At 66.8% G+C, this 19,736-nt stretch carries 21 protein-coding genes and 4 tRNA genes; 16 read left to right on the plus strand and 9 right to left on the minus strand.

Features of this window, described 5'->3' with window-relative positions:
• Positions 1-158: 158 nt before the first annotated feature.
• The 4 genes from ybaK to wrbA form a co-directional block, all read right to left on the minus strand.
• Positions 159-632, minus strand: a complete 474-nt coding sequence (gene ybaK / locus XARJCFBP2528_RS10810) for a Cys-tRNA(Pro) deacylase (RefSeq protein WP_016900704.1) — start codon at positions 630-632, stop codon at positions 159-161.
• Positions 633-636: 4 nt separating this feature from the next.
• The gene (locus XARJCFBP2528_RS10815; protein WP_016900703.1) at positions 637-1,122 is read right to left on the minus strand and encodes an asparaginase domain-containing protein; all 486 of its coding nucleotides are present in this window, start codon (positions 1,120-1,122) and stop codon (positions 637-639) included.
• A gap of 85 nt (positions 1,123-1,207) precedes the next feature.
• Positions 1,208-1,552 carry a DUF2069 domain-containing protein gene (locus tag XARJCFBP2528_RS10820; RefSeq protein WP_016900702.1) on the minus strand — a complete coding sequence of 115 codons (345 nt, stop codon included), beginning with the start codon at positions 1,550-1,552 and terminating at the stop codon, positions 1,208-1,210.
• Positions 1,549-2,205 (minus strand): NAD(P)H:quinone oxidoreductase, encoded by a 657-nt coding sequence (gene wrbA / locus XARJCFBP2528_RS10825; RefSeq protein WP_026063967.1) that lies wholly within the window; start codon positions 2,203-2,205, stop codon positions 1,549-1,551. Before wrbA ends, XARJCFBP2528_RS10820 begins: the two co-directional genes overlap by 4 nt.
• A gap of 51 nt (positions 2,206-2,256) precedes the next feature.
• Between wrbA and XARJCFBP2528_RS10830 the strand changes: the two genes are divergently transcribed.
• The 4 genes from XARJCFBP2528_RS10830 to XARJCFBP2528_RS10845 all read left to right on the plus strand — a co-directional run bounded on the left by XARJCFBP2528_RS10830 (position 2,257) and on the right by XARJCFBP2528_RS10845 (position 5,713).
• On the plus strand, positions 2,257-3,534 hold the full coding sequence (locus tag XARJCFBP2528_RS10830; RefSeq protein WP_016900700.1) for a YihY family inner membrane protein: 1,278 nt from the start codon (positions 2,257-2,259) through the stop codon (positions 3,532-3,534).
• Positions 3,531-4,139 carry a TlpA family protein disulfide reductase gene (locus tag XARJCFBP2528_RS10835; RefSeq protein WP_016900699.1) on the plus strand — a complete coding sequence of 203 codons (609 nt, stop codon included), beginning with the start codon at positions 3,531-3,533 and terminating at the stop codon, positions 4,137-4,139. Before XARJCFBP2528_RS10830 ends, XARJCFBP2528_RS10835 begins: the two co-directional genes overlap by 4 nt.
• Positions 4,139-4,405: an acylphosphatase gene (locus tag XARJCFBP2528_RS10840; protein ID WP_016900698.1), complete on the plus strand. Its 267-nt coding sequence runs from the start codon at positions 4,139-4,141 to the stop codon at positions 4,403-4,405. Before XARJCFBP2528_RS10835 ends, XARJCFBP2528_RS10840 begins: the two co-directional genes overlap by 1 nt.
• An 84-nt stretch (positions 4,406-4,489) precedes the next feature.
• Positions 4,490-5,713 carry a hypothetical protein gene (locus tag XARJCFBP2528_RS10845; protein ID WP_016900697.1) on the plus strand — a complete coding sequence of 408 codons (1,224 nt, stop codon included), beginning with the start codon at positions 4,490-4,492 and terminating at the stop codon, positions 5,711-5,713.
• Here the strand turns inward: XARJCFBP2528_RS10845 and ppk2 are convergent.
• The 5 genes from ppk2 to hemA all read right to left on the minus strand — a co-directional run bounded on the left by ppk2 (position 5,695) and on the right by hemA (position 11,651).
• The gene (gene ppk2 / locus XARJCFBP2528_RS10850) at positions 5,695-6,477 is read right to left on the minus strand and encodes a polyphosphate kinase 2 (RefSeq protein WP_016900696.1); all 783 of its coding nucleotides are present in this window, start codon (positions 6,475-6,477) and stop codon (positions 5,695-5,697) included. The two genes, XARJCFBP2528_RS10845 and ppk2, sit on opposite strands and share 19 nt — an antisense overlap.
• Positions 6,478-6,507: 30 nt before the next feature.
• Complete coding sequence (moaB, locus tag XARJCFBP2528_RS10855) at positions 6,508-7,026, minus strand: molybdenum cofactor biosynthesis protein B (protein WP_016900695.1); 519 nt, start codon at positions 7,024-7,026, stop codon at positions 6,508-6,510.
• 560 nt (positions 7,027-7,586) lie between these two features.
• On the minus strand, positions 7,587-9,293 hold the full coding sequence (locus tag XARJCFBP2528_RS10860; protein WP_016900694.1) for an O-linked N-acetylglucosamine transferase, SPINDLY family protein: 1,707 nt from the start codon (positions 9,291-9,293) through the stop codon (positions 7,587-7,589).
• Positions 9,290-10,375, minus strand: a complete 1,086-nt coding sequence (gene prfA, locus XARJCFBP2528_RS10865) for a peptide chain release factor 1 (RefSeq protein WP_016900693.1) — start codon at positions 10,373-10,375, stop codon at positions 9,290-9,292. Before prfA ends, XARJCFBP2528_RS10860 begins: the two co-directional genes overlap by 4 nt.
• Positions 10,353-11,651 carry a glutamyl-tRNA reductase gene (gene hemA / locus XARJCFBP2528_RS10870; RefSeq protein ID WP_016900692.1) on the minus strand — a complete coding sequence of 433 codons (1,299 nt, stop codon included), beginning with the start codon at positions 11,649-11,651 and terminating at the stop codon, positions 10,353-10,355. Before hemA ends, prfA begins: the two co-directional genes overlap by 23 nt.
• 65 nt (positions 11,652-11,716) lie before the next feature.
• Here hemA and XARJCFBP2528_RS10875 point away from each other — a divergent pair, with 65 nt between their 5' ends.
• The 12 genes from XARJCFBP2528_RS10875 to XARJCFBP2528_RS10930 form a co-directional block, all read left to right on the plus strand.
• Positions 11,717-13,405 carry a tetratricopeptide repeat protein gene (locus XARJCFBP2528_RS10875; RefSeq protein ID WP_026063966.1) on the plus strand — a complete coding sequence of 563 codons (1,689 nt, stop codon included), beginning with the start codon at positions 11,717-11,719 and terminating at the stop codon, positions 13,403-13,405.
• The gene (lolB, locus tag XARJCFBP2528_RS10880) at positions 13,402-14,046 is read left to right on the plus strand and encodes a lipoprotein insertase outer membrane protein LolB (RefSeq protein ID WP_016900690.1); all 645 of its coding nucleotides are present in this window, start codon (positions 13,402-13,404) and stop codon (positions 14,044-14,046) included. Before XARJCFBP2528_RS10875 ends, lolB begins: the two co-directional genes overlap by 4 nt.
• Positions 14,028-14,915 (plus strand): 4-(cytidine 5'-diphospho)-2-C-methyl-D-erythritol kinase, encoded by an 888-nt coding sequence (gene ispE / locus XARJCFBP2528_RS10885; RefSeq protein ID WP_026063965.1) that lies wholly within the window; start codon positions 14,028-14,030, stop codon positions 14,913-14,915. Before lolB ends, ispE begins: the two co-directional genes overlap by 19 nt.
• Positions 14,916-14,918: 3 nt before the next feature.
• Positions 14,919-14,995, plus strand: a tRNA-Gln gene (locus XARJCFBP2528_RS10890).
• A gap of 186 nt (positions 14,996-15,181) precedes the next feature.
• Positions 15,182-16,141, plus strand: a complete 960-nt coding sequence (locus XARJCFBP2528_RS10895) for a ribose-phosphate diphosphokinase (RefSeq protein WP_002811729.1) — start codon at positions 15,182-15,184, stop codon at positions 16,139-16,141.
• Between the two features lie 110 nt (positions 16,142-16,251).
• Positions 16,252-16,887 (plus strand): 50S ribosomal protein L25/general stress protein Ctc, encoded by a 636-nt coding sequence (locus tag XARJCFBP2528_RS10900; protein ID WP_016900688.1) that lies wholly within the window; start codon positions 16,252-16,254, stop codon positions 16,885-16,887.
• 49 nt (positions 16,888-16,936) lie between these two features.
• Positions 16,937-17,515: an aminoacyl-tRNA hydrolase gene (gene pth / locus XARJCFBP2528_RS10905; protein WP_016900687.1), complete on the plus strand. Its 579-nt coding sequence runs from the start codon at positions 16,937-16,939 to the stop codon at positions 17,513-17,515.
• A 77-nt stretch (positions 17,516-17,592) separates the two neighbouring features.
• Complete coding sequence (gene ychF / locus XARJCFBP2528_RS10910; RefSeq protein ID WP_016900686.1) at positions 17,593-18,684, plus strand: redox-regulated ATPase YchF; 1,092 nt, start codon at positions 17,593-17,595, stop codon at positions 18,682-18,684.
• Positions 18,685-18,838: 154 nt separating this feature from the next.
• A tRNA-Tyr gene (locus tag XARJCFBP2528_RS10915) sits at positions 18,839-18,924 on the plus strand.
• 29 nt (positions 18,925-18,953) lie between these two features.
• A tRNA-Gly gene (locus XARJCFBP2528_RS10920) sits at positions 18,954-19,027 on the plus strand.
• 33 nt (positions 19,028-19,060) lie between these two features.
• Positions 19,061-19,136: transfer RNA gene (locus XARJCFBP2528_RS10925), tRNA-Thr, on the plus strand.
• A 46-nt stretch (positions 19,137-19,182) separates the two neighbouring features.
• Positions 19,183-19,736 (plus strand): GTP-binding protein (locus XARJCFBP2528_RS10930; RefSeq protein WP_047124661.1); only part of this gene is annotated, 554 nt, incomplete at its 3' end.

Raw genomic sequence — 19,736 nt, forward strand, 5'->3', positions numbered from 1 at the left:
GCAGGACTTCGGTCTTCCTTGGGGCGTGATCTTGCATCGGCCATGTGGCGCTGGCGATGCTTCACGCCGCAGCGGACGTGCGTGATCGCTGCCGCAAACAGGAGCCACCTTTGGATTTCCAGATGCCGGCTGGCACGCGGCGCGGTGTCTCGCCGCGGCTAGTCGCAAACACTGCAGGGCCGTGCCTGCAATGCGGTAACGATGCCGTCGCCCGGCAACTCCAGCAGCAAACCGCGTTGCCCGGCGTTGATCCACAGCGACGGGGCATCCAGTGCGCTGGCTTCGATCAGGACCGGCGCCTGGCGTTGCTGCCCCAGCGGGCTGATGCCGCCGACCTTGTAGCCGGTGCGACGCTCGGCATCGGCCACCTCCATCAGGCGCGCCGACTTGCCGTTGCAGGCACTGGCCAGTTTCTTCAGCGACACCCGGCGATCGCACGGGATCACCACGCACACCGCCTGGTCGTCGACCCAGGCCATCAATGTTTTCAGAACCACATGCGGCGCCAATCCCAAGGCGTTTGCCGCCTGCACGCCCTTCGCGTCGGCATCGGCCTGGTAAGCGTAGGGATGCAACACATAGGTCACGCCGGCGGCATCCAATGCCCTGGTTGCGCGAGTGGCCTTGCTCATGGCGTCAGAGCGATTCGAAGCGGTTGGCGGCGACGTTCTTGCGCACCTTTTCCGGATTCCAGATGCGCCCGTTCATGGCGATGTACACGCCGGCCGGCAGCGACTGCACCGCGCCGACCGCGCAGCCGATGTTGAACTCGGCATCGGAGCCGCGAAAGCGCGCCGGATTGAGCGCGCCGGTCATCACGATGGTCTTGTCGGCGATCGACTGCAGCACCTTGCCGGTTTCCACCATCGAGTCGGTGCCGTGGGTGATCAGCACGTGGCGCGTCGGCTGGGCGGCGATGGTGGCGCGCACCAGTTCGCGGTCGGCGTCGGTGATGTGCAGCGAATCCTTGCGGATGATCGGAATCACCGAGAAGCGGAAGGTCACGCCCAGCTCCTTGAGGATCTGGCCGATCTGCGGGTCGCCGATCTGGTAGTCCGATTTGTCGTCGAAGTAGATCTTGTCGATCGTGCCACCGGTGGTGACGATCAGGAGGTCTTCCATTGCTGCGGGTCCTTCAAACGGGCGCGGTGCAGGCCGCGCGAGGGCCGTCATGATACGACCCCGGCGCGGGTGCTGCCCAAGCGGGTCAACGTGGATGGCGCTTGCGGCCGAAGCGCGCCGCCATGCCGGGGCCGCCCACCAATGCCACCACCAGCAGGGCCAGCAGCACTTCCAGCCAGGCCAGCCCACGCGCCTGCGGCTGGCTCCAGGCGGCCATCACGCCGTGACTGAACCAGCCCAGCGCGAACACGCCGGCCCAGAAACGCGCACGCGCGCTGCGCAGCGCCAGCGTGGCCATCAGCGCCGGCGGCAGTGCGAACACCAGCAGCGCCGCGGTGCGATGGCGGTCGTCGTGAAACCAGCTCACGAACAGCACCGTCAGCGCGATCAGCGCGGCAGTCAGCAGCCAGTGCGTGGCACGCACGCTCATGGGCTGGCCAGGCGCCGGGCGATATCGGCCACCCGGCGGCCCAGCGCACGCGCCAGCAGCGCTTCGTCCTCGCTCGGTTGCGGGTCGCCGCCGGCGCCGGAGACATGGCTGGCGCCATAGGGCGTGCCGCCGCTGGTGGTATGGCTGAGCGCCGGCTCGGTGAACGGGATGCCGACGATCAGGCAGCCGTGGTGCAGCAGCGGCAGGTGCATCGACAGCAAGGTGGATTCCTGGCCGCCGTGCATCGAGGCGGTGGAGGTGAACACGCCTGCCGGCTTGCCGGCCAGGGTGCCGCTGGCCCACTCGGCGCCCAGGCCGTCGAGGAAATGCTTCATCGGCGCGGCCATGTTGCCGAAGCGGGTCGGGCTGCCCAGCAGCAAGCCGCTGCACTCGGCCAGATCGGCCTTGTCCACATACGGCGCGCCCTCGTCCGGCACCGGCGGGGCGCTGGTCTGGGTCACCGCCGCTACCGGCGGTACCGTGCGCAGCCGCGCGCCCATGCCCGGCACTTCGCCGATGCCGCGCGCGATCTGCCGCGCCAGCCGCGCCACCGAACCGCCACGGCTGTAATACAGCACCAGAATCTCCGCCATCGCGCATCCACCGCCTGTGTGAGTTGCCGCAGTATCGGCCAAGCCACCGCCTGCCTGCACGCCGCAGTTGCGGCAAGGCCGCGATGACGGCGCATCGGGTACCCTTGCGCGATGTTGCGCGTGAACAAAATCCACCAATGGAAAGAACGGCTGCGCGACCGCGCGCGGACGGTCAGCTTCGGGCGCTTCCTGTGGCGCCGCTTTCTCGATGACCGCCTGTTCCAGGCGGCCGCCTCGCTCGCCTACACCACGGTATTTGCGCTGGTGCCGCTGGCGATCGTGGTGTTCGGGGTGCTGTCGGCGTTCCCGGCCTTCAACGAATGGAAGGACGCGCTGACCGACTTCATCTTCAACAACTTCGTGCCCGGCGCGGCGCGCTCGGTGCAGAACTACCTCAATCGTTCGCTGGAGGATCTGGGCAAGTTCACCGTGGCCGGTATGGTCGCGCTGGTGGCCTCGCTGCTGATCACCCTGCACAGCATCGAGCAGACCTTCAACAGCATCTGGCGGGTGGCTGCGGCACGGCCGAAGGTGACACGCTTCCTGATCTACTGGACGGTGCTGACCCTGGGCACGATGCTGGCCGCCGCCTCGATGGCGATGGCCGCCTACGTGTTCGCGCTGCCGCTGTTCCGCACCACCGAAGGCCAGTGGCTGGCCGAATTCGCCTGGCGGCTGGCACCAATGGCGGTGGAATTCGTCTGCATCGTGCTGATCTACCGCGTGGTGCCGCAGCATGGGGTACGCCTGCGGCATGCGCTGCCGGGCGCGTTGCTGGCGGTGATCCTGATGGAAATCGTCAAATGGGGCTTCGGCTTCTATCTGGGCAATTTCCAGACCTACCAGCGTATTTACGGCGCGCTGTCGGCGCTGCCGATCCTGCTGTTGTGGATCTACCTGAGCTGGGTCTCGGTGCTGCTGGGGGCTTCGCTGGCCTCTTCGATGGCGGCATTCCGTTACCAGCCCGAAGCGATGCGGCTGCCGCCGGGCTTCGAGATCTATGGCCTGCTGCGCCTGCTCGGCCGCTTCCGCCAGGCGCGCATTCACGGCAACGGGCTGGACGAAGACCGCATCCTGGCGTTGGAGCCGATGCTCACCGACACGCTGATGCAGGAGTTGCTGTGCGAACTCAAACGCATCCGCCTGCTGCGCCGCGACGAGCGCGGCCAATGGCTGCTGGCGCGCGACCTGGACGTGGTGCCGCTGGCCGAACTCTACGAAAGCTGCCAGCTGCGCGTGCCGATCGAAGACCGCCCCCTGCCGTGCCGCGACGATGCCTACGGCCAGGCCGCTGCCGCTGCGCTGGAACAACTGCGCCAACCCTTGCGCAGCGTGCTGGCGCAACCGGTCGGCGACCTCTACACCCACCTTCCCGGAGACCTTACATGACCGTGCGCCTTGTGCGCGGCGCCTGTGCGCTGCTGTTGCCGCTGGTGTTGCTGACCGCCTGCAAACCCACCGGCGAGGGCACGCCCGCCGCCGGCGGTGCAGCGCCGGCGACCACCGCACAGACACCGCAAACGCCGGCCGCCCCCGCCGACCCGGCCAGCCCAACCGACACCTCGGTGGTGCAGCAGACCGCCGAGATGCCCAAGCTGTCGCTGCCGACCGTGACCGGCGAGGCCTATGACTTGGCCGCGCATCGCGGCAAGTGGGTGGTGGTCAATTTCTGGGCCACCTGGTGCGCGCCATGCCTGAAGGAAATGCCCGAGCTGTCGGCGCTGCACACCATGCGCGACACCATCGAAGTGGTGGGCCTGGCCTATGAAGACATCAGCAGCGCCGACATGCAGGCGTTCCTGAAGGACCACCCGGTGTCGTACCCGATCGCCATCCTCGACCCCTACCAGCCGCCGCAGGACTTCGCCACGCCGCGCGGCTTGCCGATGACGTATCTGATCGGGCCGGACGGCAAGGTGGCCAAGCAGTTCCTCGGCCCGGTGACCGCACGCGACATCGAAACGGCGGTCGGCATCACCGGCAAGGCCGGCTGATGCAGGCGGCGCGCTTCGTCGTCACCGGCGTGGTGCAGGGCGTGTGGTTCCGCGCCTCCACCCGCGAGCGCGCGGTTGCGCTGGGCCTGCGTGGGCATGCGCGCAACCAGCCCGACGGCAGCGTGGAAGTGGTCGCTGCCGGGCCCGACGCCGCGCTGGACGCGCTGGAAACCTGGTTATGGCAAGGTCCGCCGGCGGCCAGGGTGGCGGCGGTGACCCGCACGCCCTCCGCGCCGCCGCCGACTGAAGAATTTGTAACTGGCTGAGTCGCTGCCAGCCGGGCAGGCCAACAGACTTACGATGCGTCGCCGATAACCTTGTCAGCGCGATCAGGCGTGCAGGGGGAATGTATGGCCGCTCCATCTCAAGATCACACCGACGGGCACGAACTGCCTGCCCGCAACCGTCGCCTGGCGCAGCTGGCGCCATGGCTGTATTTGGGCGTCCTGTCGGGCAGCGGCTGGTTGCTGTTTCTGCAGCCACAGACCCGCGTGCTGCAGCCAGGGCAGGCGGCCACCAGCTGGCTGCTGGCCTGGATCTTCGGCGGCATCGTGATCGCTGCGGTGCTGTGGAGCCTGAAGCTCGCACGTCACGGCCTGGGCGCGCCCGCTACCAGCTATCCGCTGTCGGCACGTCTGCCCGATTCCTGGGCCGACGCCTACGCGGCGCTGTTACGCCCGGCCCCCGCGGCGCCGCTGTCGGCCTCCAGGCCGGATCCTGCCGGCAGCCAGCGCGGCGCAGCCTGGCACCGCTTCGGCGGCGGCATGCTCAGCGTGGAGAATTTCGATCCCAACGACGCCACCCGTGCGCCCTGGGACACCCTGGATGCCCAGGCCTGCATCTCGCGTCTGGATGATCTCCGTCCGGCCTGGCAGAACGCCACCGCCAACCGCGCGCTGCAACAGGAGCGTCGCTACTGGCTGGATGTGGTGCTGTCGCTGCTCGACCACGGCGTGATGCGCCCGCTGCAGGACGGCTACCTGCCCGACACCGCCACGCTGCGCACCGAACGTTTCCTGCTCGGCGCCGATGCCGGCCCGATCGTCCTGGCCGAAGTGCCGGCGCTGTTCGCACGTCGCCTGGCGCTGGCGATCGAGACCATGCCGGCCCCGCAGCGCGAGGCCGCCGGCGTCCAATGGCGTCTGCTGCAGCAATTGCACGGCCTGGTTGCCGAGAGCCGCATGCTGGACGAGCGCTCGCAGGTCATCCAGGTGCTGGCGTGGAATCCGGATGTGGACCTGGATCAGGTCGAAGTGGCCTACATCCTGGCTGCCGAGTACCGTCAGGGCATGCGCGACTGGTTGCGCCGCGCCGCGCTGGTGCGTCTGCCCGACAGCGCGCTACGCCTGGACGAAGTGCTGCTGTCGTCCTGCAGCCCGCTCGGTGCGCAAGCCGACGACGTCGACTACATCGAAGCGATGCGTCCGCTGCACCGCGGTTTCATGCAGCTGTTCAGTCAGCGCCTGAGTCAGCTGGTGCTGCAGGCCGAGCAGGCCGAGCGCCAGGCCGGCCTGTATCCCTTGCCGCGTGCCACTGCGGCCAGTGACGAGATCTCTCAGGACTGGCCGGCGTAATCGTCGATCGGTTCCAGCACGCCGTAACGTTCCTTGTGCGGCTTGCCGTTCAACGGCGGCAGCTGCAGCGTGTCATCGGGCACCGCGGTGTCCGGGAGCCGATCCAGCAGATTGCGGATCAGGCTCAACCGGCCGCGCTTCTGGTCGTTGAAATCCACCAGCGTCCATGGCGCATCCGGCGTATGCGTCACCTCGAGCATGCGCTCGCGCGCGGCGGTGTAGTCCTCGTACTTGCTGCGTGACTGCAGATCCACCGGCGACAGTTTCCAGCCCTTGAGCGGATCTTCCTGGCGTTCGGCAAAGCGCTGTTCCTGCTCGGCCTGATCCACGCACAGCCAGTACTTGAACAGCAGGATGCCGTCGTCGACCAGCAGTTGTTCGAAGCGCGGCGCCTGCTCCAGAAACGCGTCGTATTGCGCGTCGGTGCAATAGCCCATCACCCGTTCCACGCCGGCGCGGTTGTACCAGCTGCGATCCATCAGCACCAACTCGCCGGCCGCCGGCAGGTGCGCCACATAGCGCTGGAAATACCATTGCGTGCTTTCGCGGTCGTTGGGTGTCGGCAACGCCACCACCCGGCACTGGCGCGGGTTCAGATGGCTGGCGATGGCCTGGATCACACCGCCCTTGCCGGCGGTGTCGCGGCCTTCCACCAGTACCAGCGCGCGCTGGTTGGTATGCCGCAGCCAGCGCGCCATGTTGACCAGTTCCAGCTGCAGCGGTGCCAGCAACTTCTTGTAGGCCTTGCGTTTCAGGTGCGACATGCGCGTTCCGACAGCGATGGAGCGCGCAGGCTATTCGCCCAGACGTGGACGCAGTGTCGCCAGATTGCAGGGCTTGGTCCGCGCATCCAGCTGCGCACGCACGATCTTTTCCCAGGCCGTGCGGCAGGCCGAGGTGGAGCCGGGCAGGCAGAACACGAAACTGTGATTGGCCAGCCCCGCAAACGCGCGCGACTGCAGCGACGAGGTGCCGATTTCTTCGACACTGACCGCGCGGAACAATTCGCCGAAACCGGGCATGGTCTTGTCCAGCAACGGCGTGATCGCCTCCGGCGTGCTGTCACGGCCGGTAAAGCCGGTGCCGCCAGTGATCAGGATGCCGTCGACCTGCGCATCGGCGATCCACGCAGAGACGATCGCGCGCATGCGGTAGCGATCGTCCGGACACAGGGCGCGCTCGTGCAGCACATGACCGTCGTGAGTGAGGGCATCGACCAGATAGTCGCCGGAGCGATCATCGGCCAGCGTGCGGCTGTCGGACACCGTCAGCACGCACAGGTGCAAGGGAATGAAGTCGAGATTGGAAGGCATGCCCCAAGCCTAGCGAGCCGGAACGACCGGGTACAGCACCACGGCGTGAAGCCGCACAACGTTGGTTGCCGGCGGGGTTCGCTGACACTGGCAATTAGCAACTGATAGTTCGTGGCAAATCGATAAGTCGCTCTCCCTGCGGGGCGAGAAGGCACAGCTTGCGCGCCCGTGGTGTGCGTGCCGCCGAGCGCCCACGCCGCAAGATTGGACGTCCCTCTCCCGCCGGGAGGAGGGGGTGGGGTGAGGGTACGGCGAAGCAAGATGCCTGTCGGTACTCGCTTCGGTGAGGGCGGCAGCGCGGCCGGGGAATCGGCTCCTCGGCTCGGCAGACATCCTGTCTGACTCGCCGCCGCGGCACATCCCTGTGCCGCTCTCCGCCAATCCCCGGCCACGCTGCCGCTCTGCACGTTGTTTCCATGACCTGAAAAGGTCTCGAAGAAACTCAGTGACGCTTTCAAGCACCTCTCCCGCAGGGGCGAGGAGGCACAGCTGGGCGCGCGTGCCTTGGGGTGAGGGTGCGGCGGAAGACAGCCATCTAGTTTGAAAAGGCGAGCAGCCCGCTAGTTACCTGACCAACCATGTTGGCGCGCGAGTGCTTGCATCAGGTCCGCGAACCCGTCGGCAAACCCATCCATATCGAACACGCCCGACTCGCGCCGACGCTCCGCCACCCGCGCACGCAACGCACTCAATGCCGCTGTGTCACTCGCCAACGCCACCGCCTTGGCCACGAACGCAGCGTCATCGGCCACATTCATCTCATCCAGCCCCAGATGATGATTCAGGCTGCCGGCCACGCGCGCGGCAAATGTCTCGCCGGGCGTGGTCAACACCGGGCAACCCGCCCATAGAGCATCCGATGCGGTGGTATGCGCGTTGTACGGATGCGTATCCAGGAACAGGTCTGCATGCCGGTAGCGCGCCAGATACTGCGCGTGCGGCAGCTTCGGCATGAACACCAGGCGCTGCGCAGCCACGCCCTGCGTCTGCGCTACCGCACGCAGGCGTGCGTCGGCCTCGCCCGGTCCGGACAATAGCCACAGCACGCTGCCCGGCACCGCACGCAACACTGCCAGCATGCGCGCCATGCTGCGCGGATTGAGCTTGTAGCTGTTGTTGAAGCAGCACAGCACCACGCCATGCTCGGGCAGGCCGCACTGCGCCCGCGACGGCGGCTCGGCGACCACGCGCGAGGTGTCCGACGGCTGAAACGCACCGTTCAGGCGCAGCACGCGCTCGCGGTAGAACGGCTCCAGCGCCGGCGGCAGCGCAAACGCATCGCCCAGCACATAGTCCATCCACGGCGCACCCGATGTGCCCGGATATGCCAGCCAGTTGAGCTGCAGCGGCGCCGGCCGCAGTGCGAACACTTCCGGGCGCCCGCCACCGCCCCAGCCGCGCAGGTCGAACAGCAGATCGATGCCCTGGTCGCGGATGTGCTGCGCGGTGGCCAGGTGCCCGAACTCGGTGACATCGTGCAGCGTGGTGGCTTGCGCCAGGCGCGCGCGGATCTCGCTGCGGTCGTCATGGCTGGTGGCGAACAGATGCAGTTGCAGCGCCGGCTGCCGGCGCTTCAGCGCTTCGAACAACGCGACCGTCAGCAAGCCGGTGGGGTGCGCACCAAACCCGTTGGAAACGAAGCCGAGCCGCAACCCGCCCTGGCTGCGCACGGCAGTCGGCGGTAACGGGCGCAACATCGCAGCGACTGCCTGCGCGCGCGTCCGTGCACACGCCAGCTGTTCGGCAGCGCTGGCGTCCTCGCTCAGGAAGGCGAACGGCTCCACCGCAGCAGCGCCCTGCGCCACGGCGCTACGCACCTGCGCAGCGAGCGCATCCAGCTCGCGCCAGTCGCACAGGCGGCGTCGCCAGTTGAGCAGTTGCGCAGTGATATACGGCTCGTCGGGCAGCAACTGATGCGCACGCGTATACGCAGCCGCGGCCGCTTCGGCCTGGCCTGCATCTTCCAATGCGTGCCCCAGCCACAACGCGATGCCCGGATGCTGCGGCACCAGGTCCGATGCCTGCTGCAACAACGCTGCCGCGTCGGCATGTCGTTGCTGTGTCCAGCGCACCCGGCCAAGCCGCGCCACTGCTTCCGGATGGCCTGGCTGCAGTGCAAGCGCGCGTTGCACCGCGGCCTCGCCTGCAGCGATTGCGCCCATGCCGAGTTCGGCGTCGGCCAGCATCAGCCAGGCGATGAAATCACCCGGCTGGCGTCGCACCGCCTCGCGCAGCTGCAGCAGCTCGCGCGGCACCTGCGCACTCACGGGCTGTCGCTCAACCGTGCCAGTTCGTCGGCCTGATGCTCGTGTAGCAGTCGTGCGATCAGTGCATCCAGATCGCCTTCGATGATGTTGGGCAGGTCGTACAGCGTCAGGCCTTCCACGCGGTGGTCGGTGATGCGGCCCTGCGGGAAGCTGTAGGTGCGGATACGTTGGCTGCGGTCGCCGCTGCCGACCTGCAACTTGCGCGTCTGCGCTTCGGCGGCGGCCGCCTTGCTGCGTTCGGCTTCCACCAATTGCGCCTTCAGCCGCTTCATCGCCTTGTCGCGGTTGGCATGCTGGCTGCGCTCGGTCTGGCATTCCACCACCACGCCGCTGGGCACATGGGTGATGCGGATTGCCGATTCGGTCTTGTTGACGTGCTGGCCGCCGGCACCGGACGAGCGGAAGGTGTCCACTTTCAGGTCGGCGGGGTTGATCACGATCTCTTCCACATCGTCGGCTTCGGGAATGATCGCCACCGTCGCCGCCGAGGTGTGGATGCGGCCCTGCGACTCGGTCGCCGGCACGCGCTGCACGCGGTGGGTGCCGGATTCGAACTTCAGCCGCGAATACGCGCCGCGTCCGACCACCCGTGCCACCACTTCCTTGTAGCCGCCGTGCTCGCCGGGGCTGTCGGATTCGATTTCCACCTTCCAGCCCTGGCGCTCGGCATAGCGCGCGTACATGCGGAACAGGTCGCCGGCAAAGATCGCCGCCTCGTCGCCGCCGGTACCGGCGCGTACTTCCAGGAACAGGTTGCCGTCATCGCGCGGGTCGCGCGGTACCAGCAGCAAGGCCAGTTGCGCATCCAGTTCTTCCAGGCGCGCCTGTGCGGCGGCGATCTCCTCTTCGGCCAGCTCGCGCATTTCCGGATCGTTGCGCATCGCTTCGGCCGCGCTCAGGTCGGCCTTGGCGCGCGCTTCGTCTTCCAGGGCCACGGCCACCGGCTCCAGCTGCGACAGTTCGCGCGACAGCGTGCGGAACCTGTCGTTGTTGTTGACCACATCGGGGTCGGAGAGCAGGTGCTGCAGTTCTTCGCGGCGCTCGGCCAGCGCTTCGAGCTTACGGCGCAGGGTCGGCGTCATCGGTCCTCACGATCGGGGTGGCTACAGGGGGATGTCGGTAACCCGGTTTTTCCGGGAACAGCCGGTCGGCCGCGTTGGTCAATTCCAGGTCGTTGTTGAGCGCGGCATCGCGCAGCGCGGCGGTGGGCGGATGCAGCAGCCGGTTGGTCAGCGCGTGCGCCAGCTGTTCCAGTACTTCGTCGGCCGGCTTGCCGTTGTGCAATTGCTGGCGCGCCTTGGCCAGCAGTTCGTCGCGGGTGCTGTCGCCGAACGCGCGCAAGCGCTTGAGCGGCGCCTGGCGCGCGTTGGCCTGCAAGGTCTCGACATAGCGAGCCACCTGCAGGTCGATGATGGCTTCGGCCTGGTCGGCGGCTTCGCGCCGGCCGCGGCGGTTGTCTTCCACCGCGCGTTCCAGGTCGTCCACCGTGTACAGGTAGGCGTCGCCGAGTTCGGCCACCGAGGCTTCGATGTCGCGCGGCACCGCCAGGTCGAACAGCAGCATCGGCTTGCGCTTGCGCGCGCGCAGCGCCTGTTCTACCTGCGTGCGCGTCACGATCGGCTCGCGCGCGGCGGTGGCCGAGAACACCACGTCGGCTTCGGCCAGATGGCGGTCCAGATCGGTCAGCGGCAGGGCGTAACCGCCGTGCTGGCTGGCCAGCGTCTGCGCATGCGCAAGTGTGCGATTGGCGATCAACAAGCGGCGCACGCGGCCTTCGCTCAGATGTTTGGCCGCAAGCTCGATGGTTTCGCCCGCGCCGATCAGCAGCACGGTGGATTCGTTGAGCCGCGCGAAGGATTCCTGCGCCAGTCGCACCGCGGTGGAGGCCACCGACACCGGATTGGCACCGACGCGGGTATCGGTGCGCGCCCGCTTGGCGACCGAGAAGGTCTGCTGAAACAGGCGGTCCAGCCCGCTGCCCAGCGCGCCATGTGCACGCGCCACTGCCCAGGCGTCCTTCACCTGGCCCAGGATCTGCGGCTCGCCCAGCACCATCGAGTCCAGCCCGGTGGCAACGCGGAACAGGTGGCGTACCGCCGCTTCCTCCTGGTGCTGATACAGGTAACCGCTCAAGCCCGGCGCATGGGTCTCCAGCCAGCTCACCAGGCTGTGCGGGTCGTCGGACATCGCATACAGCTCGGTGCGGTTGCAGGTGGACAGCAACGCGGCCTCGCGCACCTGCGGCAACGCGCGCAGGGATTCGAGTGCGCGCGGCAACGCGTCACCTGCGAACGCCGCGCGTTCGCGCAGGTCCACAGGTGCGGTCTGGTGATTCAGTCCGAGCACCCACAACGTCATTGTTCAGTTGCTTGCGATAAGCTGGCGGCCATTCAGGGCCCCATTTTACGGCCCGGTTGCCCCCGATGCCTGTACCGATTCGCATCCTGTGTGTTCTTTTGCTGGTCGCAGTCTCCACCAGTGCCACTGCAGCACCCAAGAAAGCACCGCCCGCGCCGCCGCCCGGTCGCGCCGGCACCACCTCGCTGGAGCCGGTGCTCGCCGGCGAATTTGCCTTGCAGGCCGGGCAGTTGGACGATGCCGCCCGCGCCTACCTGGATGCCGCCAAGGCCGAGGCCGGCGACGCCGGGCTGGCCGAACGCGCTGCCCGCATCGCCATGCTGGCCAACGACGACCCGCGTGCGATCGAGGCCCTGGCGCTGTGGCGTGCCCGCGCACCCTCGTCGATGTCCATGCGCAGTACCGAGGCCTCGCTGGCCTTGCGCCGCAACGACTTGCGTACCGCTCGCCGTGACCTGCTCGGCCTGCTCAAGGAGCCCGACCCGCGCGGCTGGCGCTTTGCTCTGATCGCCCTGGCCAATGGCGGGCGCGAGCCGGAAGCCTCGGCCGACGTGCTCGAAGACCTGGTCAAGGCCGGCGCCATCCCCAATCAGATCGAAGCCTGGCAGGAATTTGGCCGGCTCGCCCTGCGCATGGAGCGCCCGGCGCTGGCCAAGCGCATCGTCGACGAAGTGGTGCGCCGCTTCCCCGAAGAGCCGCGCGTGGCCTTGTTGCACGCCACCCAGCTGCAGCAGGAAGGCAAGAACGACGAAGCGCTGGCATTGCTGAAGAATGTCGAGCCGCAGGCGGTCAAGGATTCCGAGCTGCGTGGTGCGCTGGCCTTTGCCTACGACGCCATGGGGCAGACCGAAGCCGCCGCGCGGGTCTTGTCGACCGGGCCGCAGGACACCCAGACCTACGGGCTGCGTGCCTCCATGCTGGCCAAGGAAAAGGATCGCACCGCGCTGGAGGCGCTGTACGGCGAGCTCAAGAGCAACGCCACCAAGCCCGACCCGGACCGCCGCCTGCTGCTCGGCAAGATCGCCGAATTCCTCAAGCGCTACGACGAGGCGGTGGAGTGGTATCGCGGCGTGCCCGGCGGCCCGCAGCTGAGCGAGGCGCGCCTGCGCGCCGCCAGCGCCCTGTACGAGCTGGGCCGCAAGCCCGAGGCGCTCGCCGAAGCCCGCGCATTGCAGAGCGATGCCAGCGCCGACGACGACGCGCGTCGCGACGCCTACGTGCTCGAAGCCGAGCTGCACCAGCGCGCCGACGATGCAGCGGGCGAACTGGATGCCTTCGAGCGCGGCCTGGCCGCCTATCCGGACGACGGCGCGCTGCTGTACGCCCGCGGCCTGGCCTGGGAGCGCCGTGACGATGTCGCGCGTGCCGAGGCCGACCTGCGCAAGATCCTGGTGGCCGAACCGGAAAACGTGGCGGCGCTGAACGCGCTGGGCTACACCCTGGCCGACCGCACCACCCGCTACAAGGAAGCGCTGGCGCTGATCGACCGCGCCCGCACCGCCGACCCGGACAACCCGGCCATCGTCGACAGCTACGGCTGGGTGCTGTATCGCATGGGCCGCACCAAGGAAGCCCTGGTGCAACTGCGCCGTGCCTGGGCCCTGGTCAAGGACCCGGAAATCGCCGCGCACGTGGGCGAGGTGCTGTGGGTCAGCGGCAAGCAGGATGAGGCGCGGCGCTACTTCGATGAAGCGCGGCGCCTGGATCCGGACAACCGCGCGCTGCAACGCGCCGTGGAAAAATTCGGGCTATGAGCGGGGCGATCCGAACACTGGCCCTGAGCGGGCTGGTGCTGGTCGGGCTGTCGGCCTGCGTCAGCGTGCCGCGCGGGCAGGGCAGTGGTGCCGCAGTGGTCGAACAGGTTTCCGAGAGTGCGCGTCAGGCCGAAGCCGCACGCCAGGCCTGGCTGCTGGCGCATCCGACCTGGTCGTTCCAGGGCCGGGTGGCGATCAGCAAGGGCAGCAACGGCGGTAGCGGCCGCATCGACTGGCAGCAGGACGGTGCGAAATACCGCGTGCAGCTCAGTGCGCCGGTAACCCGGCAGAGCTGGGTGCTCACCGGCGACACCGCCAGCGGCGGCGGACGCCTGGAAGGGCTGGACGGCGGCCCGCGTAGCGGCCCGGACGCCGAGCAGGTGCTGCTGGAAGCGACCGGCTGGACCATCCCGGTCAACCAGATGCCGGACTGGGTGCGCGCGCTGCGCATCGCCGACGCGCGCGCCGATCTGGATGCGGCCGGGCGGCCACGTACCGTGCGGCAGGATGGCTGGACGATCGACTTTCTCGCCTGGGCGCCGGCCGGCGCCGGGCAACCCGAGCTGCCGCAGCGCATCGAAGCCCGCAACGGCGAGGCCAAGGTGCGCCTGCTGGTCGATCAGTGGACGGTATCGCCCTGATGTCCGCGCTGGAGACGGGCTGGTCGGCGTGGCCTGCGCCGGCCAAGCTCAACCTGTTCCTGCAGATCGTCGGGCGCCGCGCCGATGGCTACCACCTGCTGCAGACCGTGTTCCGGCTGCTGGATTGGGGGGACACCATTCATCTTCGTGTGCGCAACGACGGGCTGATCCGGCGCATCGGCGACAGCCTGCCCGGCGTGGCTGAAGCCGATGACCTGGTCATCCGGGCCGCGCGCCTGCTGCAATCCAGCGCGGGCACGCAGGCCGGCGCTGACATCCGGGTCGACAAACGCATCCCCGCCGGCGGCGGCTTCGGCGGCGGATCGTCGGATGCCGCCACCGTGCTGGTCGCGCTGAACGCCTTGTGGGGCCTGGGCTTGCCGGTCCAGACGCTGGCCGAGTTGGGGCTGCGACTGGGCGCCGACGTGCCGGTGTTCGTGCGCGGTCACAATGCCTGGGCCGAGGGTGTTGGCGAGCGACTGACCCCGATCAGTCTCCCGGCGGCGTCCTACGTGCTGGTCGATCCGGGAATTCACGTGCCCACCCCGGTCTTATTTCAATCACGGGAATTGACGCGGGATGCTGCGCCCGTGAAAATAGCGGACTTCGCTTCGGGTTCCCTGCTCGACAATGCGTTCGAGCCGGTCCTGCGGCGCCGTGAACCCGCCATCGAGGCAGTGTTCCAGGCCCTGTCCAGGATCGGGACGCCGCGTTTGACCGGGTCAGGGAGCGGGTGTTTCGTCGAATTCGCCACGCGCGCTGCTGCAGAGCAGGCCATGGCGCAGTTGCCGGGCAGCCTGAGGGCGTGGGTCGTGGAAGGTGCAGCGCACTCGCCACTGCTCGACGCGCTGGACGCGAGACAGGTTTGATGCAGGGGCGTCGCCAAGAGGCCCAAGGCACCAGGTTTTGATCCTGGCATTCGTAGGTTCGAATCCTACCGCCCCTGCCAGTTGTTGATGCAGGTCCCCTGCACCAGTCGTACATGCAGGTCCCTCTGCAACAGCCGTATATGCAGGTCCCCTGCAACAGCCCGCACATCCATGTGCGGGGGATTCAACGAAAAGCCCGGCATTTGGTCGGCTTTGTCCAGCTCAACCATCGCCCGCACGCTCTTTGCCGCCGCCCGAGAGATCCCATGCAAGACCAACGTAACCTGCTGGTGTTCTCCGGCAATGCCAACAAACCGCTCGCCTTGAGCATCTGCAAGGAGCTCGGCGTTCGCATGGGCAAGGCGCTGGTCACGCGCTTCTCCGATGGCGAGGTGCAGGTCGAGATCGAAGAAAGCGTGCGCCGGCAGGAAGTGTTCGTGATCCAGCCGACCTGCGCGCCAAGCGCGGAAAACCTGATGGAGCTGCTGGTGCTGATCGACGCGCTCAAGCGCGCCAGCGCCGCGTCGGTGACCGCGGTCATCCCGTACTTCGGCTACTCGCGCCAGGACCGCCGCATGCGCTCCTCGCGCGTGCCGATCACTGCCAAGGTCGCCGCCAAGATGATCTGCGCGATGGAGGCCGACCGCGTGTTGACGGTCGATCTGCATGCCGACCAGATCCAGGGCTTCTTCGATGTGCCGGTCGATAACGTCTATGCCTCGCCGCTGCTGCTGGCCGACATCTGGCGCGCCTACGGCACCGACAACCTGATCGTGGTATCGCCGGACGTGGGCGGCGTGGTGCGCGCGCGCGCCGTCGCCAAGCGTCTGGACGATGCGGATCTGGCCATCATCGACAAGCGCCGTCCGCGCGCCAACGTCGCCACGGTGATGAACATTATCGGCGACGTGCAGGGCAAGACCTGCGTGCTGGTCGACGACCTGGTCGATACTGCCGGGACCCTGTGCGCCGCCGCCGCAGCGCTGAAGCAGCGCGGCGCGCTCAAGGTGGTGGCCTACATCACCCACCCGGTGCTGTCCGGCCCGGCAGTGGACAACATCAACAATTCGCAGCTCGACGAGCTGGTGGTCACCGACACGATTCCGCTGAACGAAGCCGCGCGCACCTGCGCCAAGATTCGTCAGCTGAGCGTGGCCGAACTGCTGGCCGAGACCATTCGCCGTATCGCCTTCGGCGAGTCGGTGAGTTCGCTCTACGTCGACTGATGCCGCATTCGGCGCCCGGAGTTCCGGGTGTCGGTACCACGTCTCGCCTGGTCGCGGGTGAGACGCTTCATCGCCGCGAGGCGGTATTCCAATCTAGGTAGTGAAACAACATGGCAAAGACTCACGAAATCAAGGTCGAGCGCCGCGCGAACGAGGGGAAGGGTGCGAGCCGCCGCCTACGTCACGCTGGCGTCATTCCGGCCATCGTTTACGGTGGCGAACTCGAGCCGGTCAGCATCCAGCTCAACCACGAGCAGATCTGGCTTGCCCAGCAGAACGAGTGGTTCTACTCGTCGATCCTCGACCTGAACCTCAATGGCGACGTGCAGCAGGTGCTGCTGCGTGACATGCAGCGCCATCCGTTCAAGCAGCTGATCATCCACATCGACTTCCAGCGCGTCAGCGCCAACGAGAAGCTCAGCGCCGCCGTGCCGCTGCACTTCATCAACGAAGCAGCATCGCCGGCCGGTAAGTCCAGCGAAGTGGTCGTCACCCACGAACTCAACGAAGTTCAGGTCGTCTGCCTGCCGAAGGATCTGCCGGAGTTCATCGAAGTGGACCTCGGTGCCCTGGAAGTGGGTAACGTGATCCACTTGTCCGAGATCAAGCTGCCGGCCGGTGTGGAAATTCCGGAACTGAAGCTGGGCAAGGAGCACGACGTGGCGGTGGTTGCTGCCAAGCACGTGCGGATCGAGGAAGAAGACGCTGCCGGTGAAGAAGGCAGCGAAGGCGCCGAGACCAAGTAAGCCGTCGGCCGATCCCTCGCACTGCGCGGGATCGGCTGCGGTCACTGGCATGTCTGCACTCCGCCTGATTGTCGGACTCGGGAATCCCGGTCCGGAGCACGCGCAAACCCGGCACAACGCCGGGTTTCGTTTCGTCGATGCCCTCGTCGAGCGCCATGGCGTGCGTTGGGGGCTGGACGCCAAGTTGTTCGGCGAGACCGCCAAGGTCGAGATCGCCGGGCAATCGGTCTGGCTGCTCAAGCCAGCCACCTTCATGAATCTCAGCGGCAAATCGATCGCCGCCGCGTTGCGGTTCTGGAAGATCGAGCCGGAGCAACTGCTCGTTGCACACGACGAACTGGATCTTGCGCCGGGCATCGCGCGGCTCAAGTTCGATGGCGGCCACGGCGGCCAGAACGGCCTGCGCGACACCATTCGCCTGCTGGGACACGGTAAATTCCATCGCTTGCGGATCGGCATCGGCCATCCCGGCCACAAGGACCGTGTGGTGCCCTGGGTGCTGGGACGGGCAGGGCGCGACGACGACGCGGCAATCGGCACTGCAGTGGACGCAGCCATCGATGTCCTGCCGCTGGCACTGGAGGGTAATTTCAACGAGGCGATGAAGCGCCTGCATACGGAAAAATAGAGAATGGGGAATCGGGAATGGGATGAGCCTTGCTCTTGCCATTCTCGATTCCCGATTCTCCATTCACTGGAAAACCCATGGGTATCAAATGCGGCATCGTCGGCCTGCCCAACGTCGGCAAGTCGACCCTGTTCAATGCGCTGACCAAGGCGGGCATCGCTGCGGCCAATTTTCCGTTCTGCACCATCGAGCCTAACGTCGGCATCGTGCCGGTGCCGGATCCGCGCCTCAATCAACTGGCTGAGATCGTCAAGCCGCAGAAACTGATTCCGACCGCGGTCGAGTTCGTCGATATCGCCGGCCTGGTGGCGGGTGCGGCCAGCGGCGAAGGGCTGGGCAACAAGTTCCTGGCGCATATCCGCGAGGTCGATGCGATTACCCACGTGGTGCGTTGCTTCGAAAACGACGACGTCATCCATGTAAACAACAAGGTCGACCCGATCAGCGATATCGAAACCATCGATACCGAACTGGCACTGGCCGATCTGGACAGCGTGGAAAAGGCGCTCAACCGTGCCGAGCGCAGTGCCAAGGGTGGCGACAAGGATGCCGCGGCGCGCAAGCCGGTGCTGGCCAAATTGCAGGCCGCGCTGGCCGATGGCAAGGCGGGGCGTGCAGCCGGCCTGGACGACGATGAAAAGGCGCTGGTGCGCGACCTGTTCCTGTTGACGCTCAAGCCGGTGATGTACATCGCCAACGTGCTCGAGGACGGTTTCGAGAACAATCCGCACCTGGACGCGGTGCGTCGGCATGCGTTGGCCGAAGGCGCCGAAGTGGTGCCGGTCTCGGCAGCGATCGAGGAAGAGCTGTCGCAGCTTGACGACGAGGACCGCGACACCTTCCTGGCCGATCTGGGTCTGGACGAGCCGGGCCTGAATCGCGTCATCCGTGCCGCCTACAAGTTGCTTGGCCTGCAGACCTACTTCACTGCCGGCGTCAAGGAAGTGCGTGCGTGGACGGTCAGGGCTGGCTCGACCGCGCCGCAGGCGGCAGCGGTGATCCATACCGACTTCGAGAAGGGCTTCATTCGCGCCGAGACGATCGGCTTCGACGACTTCATCAAGCACCGCGGCGAAGCCGGTGCGCGCGATGCGGGGCGTTTGCGTCTGGAAGGCAAGGAATACCGCGTGCAGGAAGGCGACGTGCTGCACTTCCGCTTCAACGTCTGACCGGTTGCGCGCGACCCCGATGGTCGCGCGTCTTCGGTACTGACGATTTGCTCAAAATTTTTGTTGACACTGCATGCATCCCACAACAAAATAACGGGCTGCTTCACCCCGAACCGAATTCGCCTCATCGCGCACCGGTCCGGTAGTAAAAGCTGGAGGGATACCCAAGCGGCCAACGGGGGCAGACTGTAAATCTGCTGGCTTACGCCTTCGGTGGTTCGAATCCACCTCCCTCCACCAGTTTCACGTTGTGGCATGCAGTTCCCGGCGCGGGAGTAGTTCAACGGTAGAACCTCAGCCTTCCAAGCTGATGGTGCGGGTTCGATTCCCGTCTCCCGCTCCATTGAACGCAAATGCATGGCATAATGCAAAACTCGCTCACGTAGCTCAGTCGGTAGAGCACCTCCTTGGTAAGGAGGAGGTCGAAGGTTCGATTCCTTTCGTGAGCACCACTACTCAATCGTCTTTAACTCCAAACGATTACCGAGACACGCACCCATGGCAAAAGCTAAATTTGAGCGCACCAAGCCGCACGTGAACGTCGGCACCATCGGTCACGTTGACCATGGCAAGACCACGTTGACAGCCGCGCTGACCAAGATCGGTGCTGAGCGTTTCGGTGGCGAGTTCAAGGCGTATGACGCGATCGACGCGGCGCCGGAAGAGAAGGCGCGCGGCATCACGATTTCGACCGCCCACGTCGAATACGAATCCCCGAACCGTCACTACGCGCACGTCGATTGCCCCGGCCACGCCGACTACGTCAAGAACATGATCACCGGTGCGGCGCAGATGGACGGCGCAATCCTGGTATGTTCGGCTGCTGACGGCCCGATGCCGCAGACCCGTGAGCACATCCTGCTCTCGCGTCAGGTCGGTGTGCCGCACATCGTCGTGTTCCTGAACAAGGCCGACATGGTCGACGACGCCGAGCTGCTCGAGCTGGTCGAAATGGAAGTGCGCGAGCTGCTCAGCAAGTACGACTTCCCGGGCGATGACACCCCGATCATCCACGGTTCGGCGCGTCTGGCGCTGGACGGCGATCAGAGCGA

Source organism: Xanthomonas arboricola pv. juglandis, assembly GCF_001013475.1.
Taxonomy (GTDB): Bacteria; Pseudomonadota; Gammaproteobacteria; order Xanthomonadales; family Xanthomonadaceae; genus Xanthomonas; species Xanthomonas arboricola.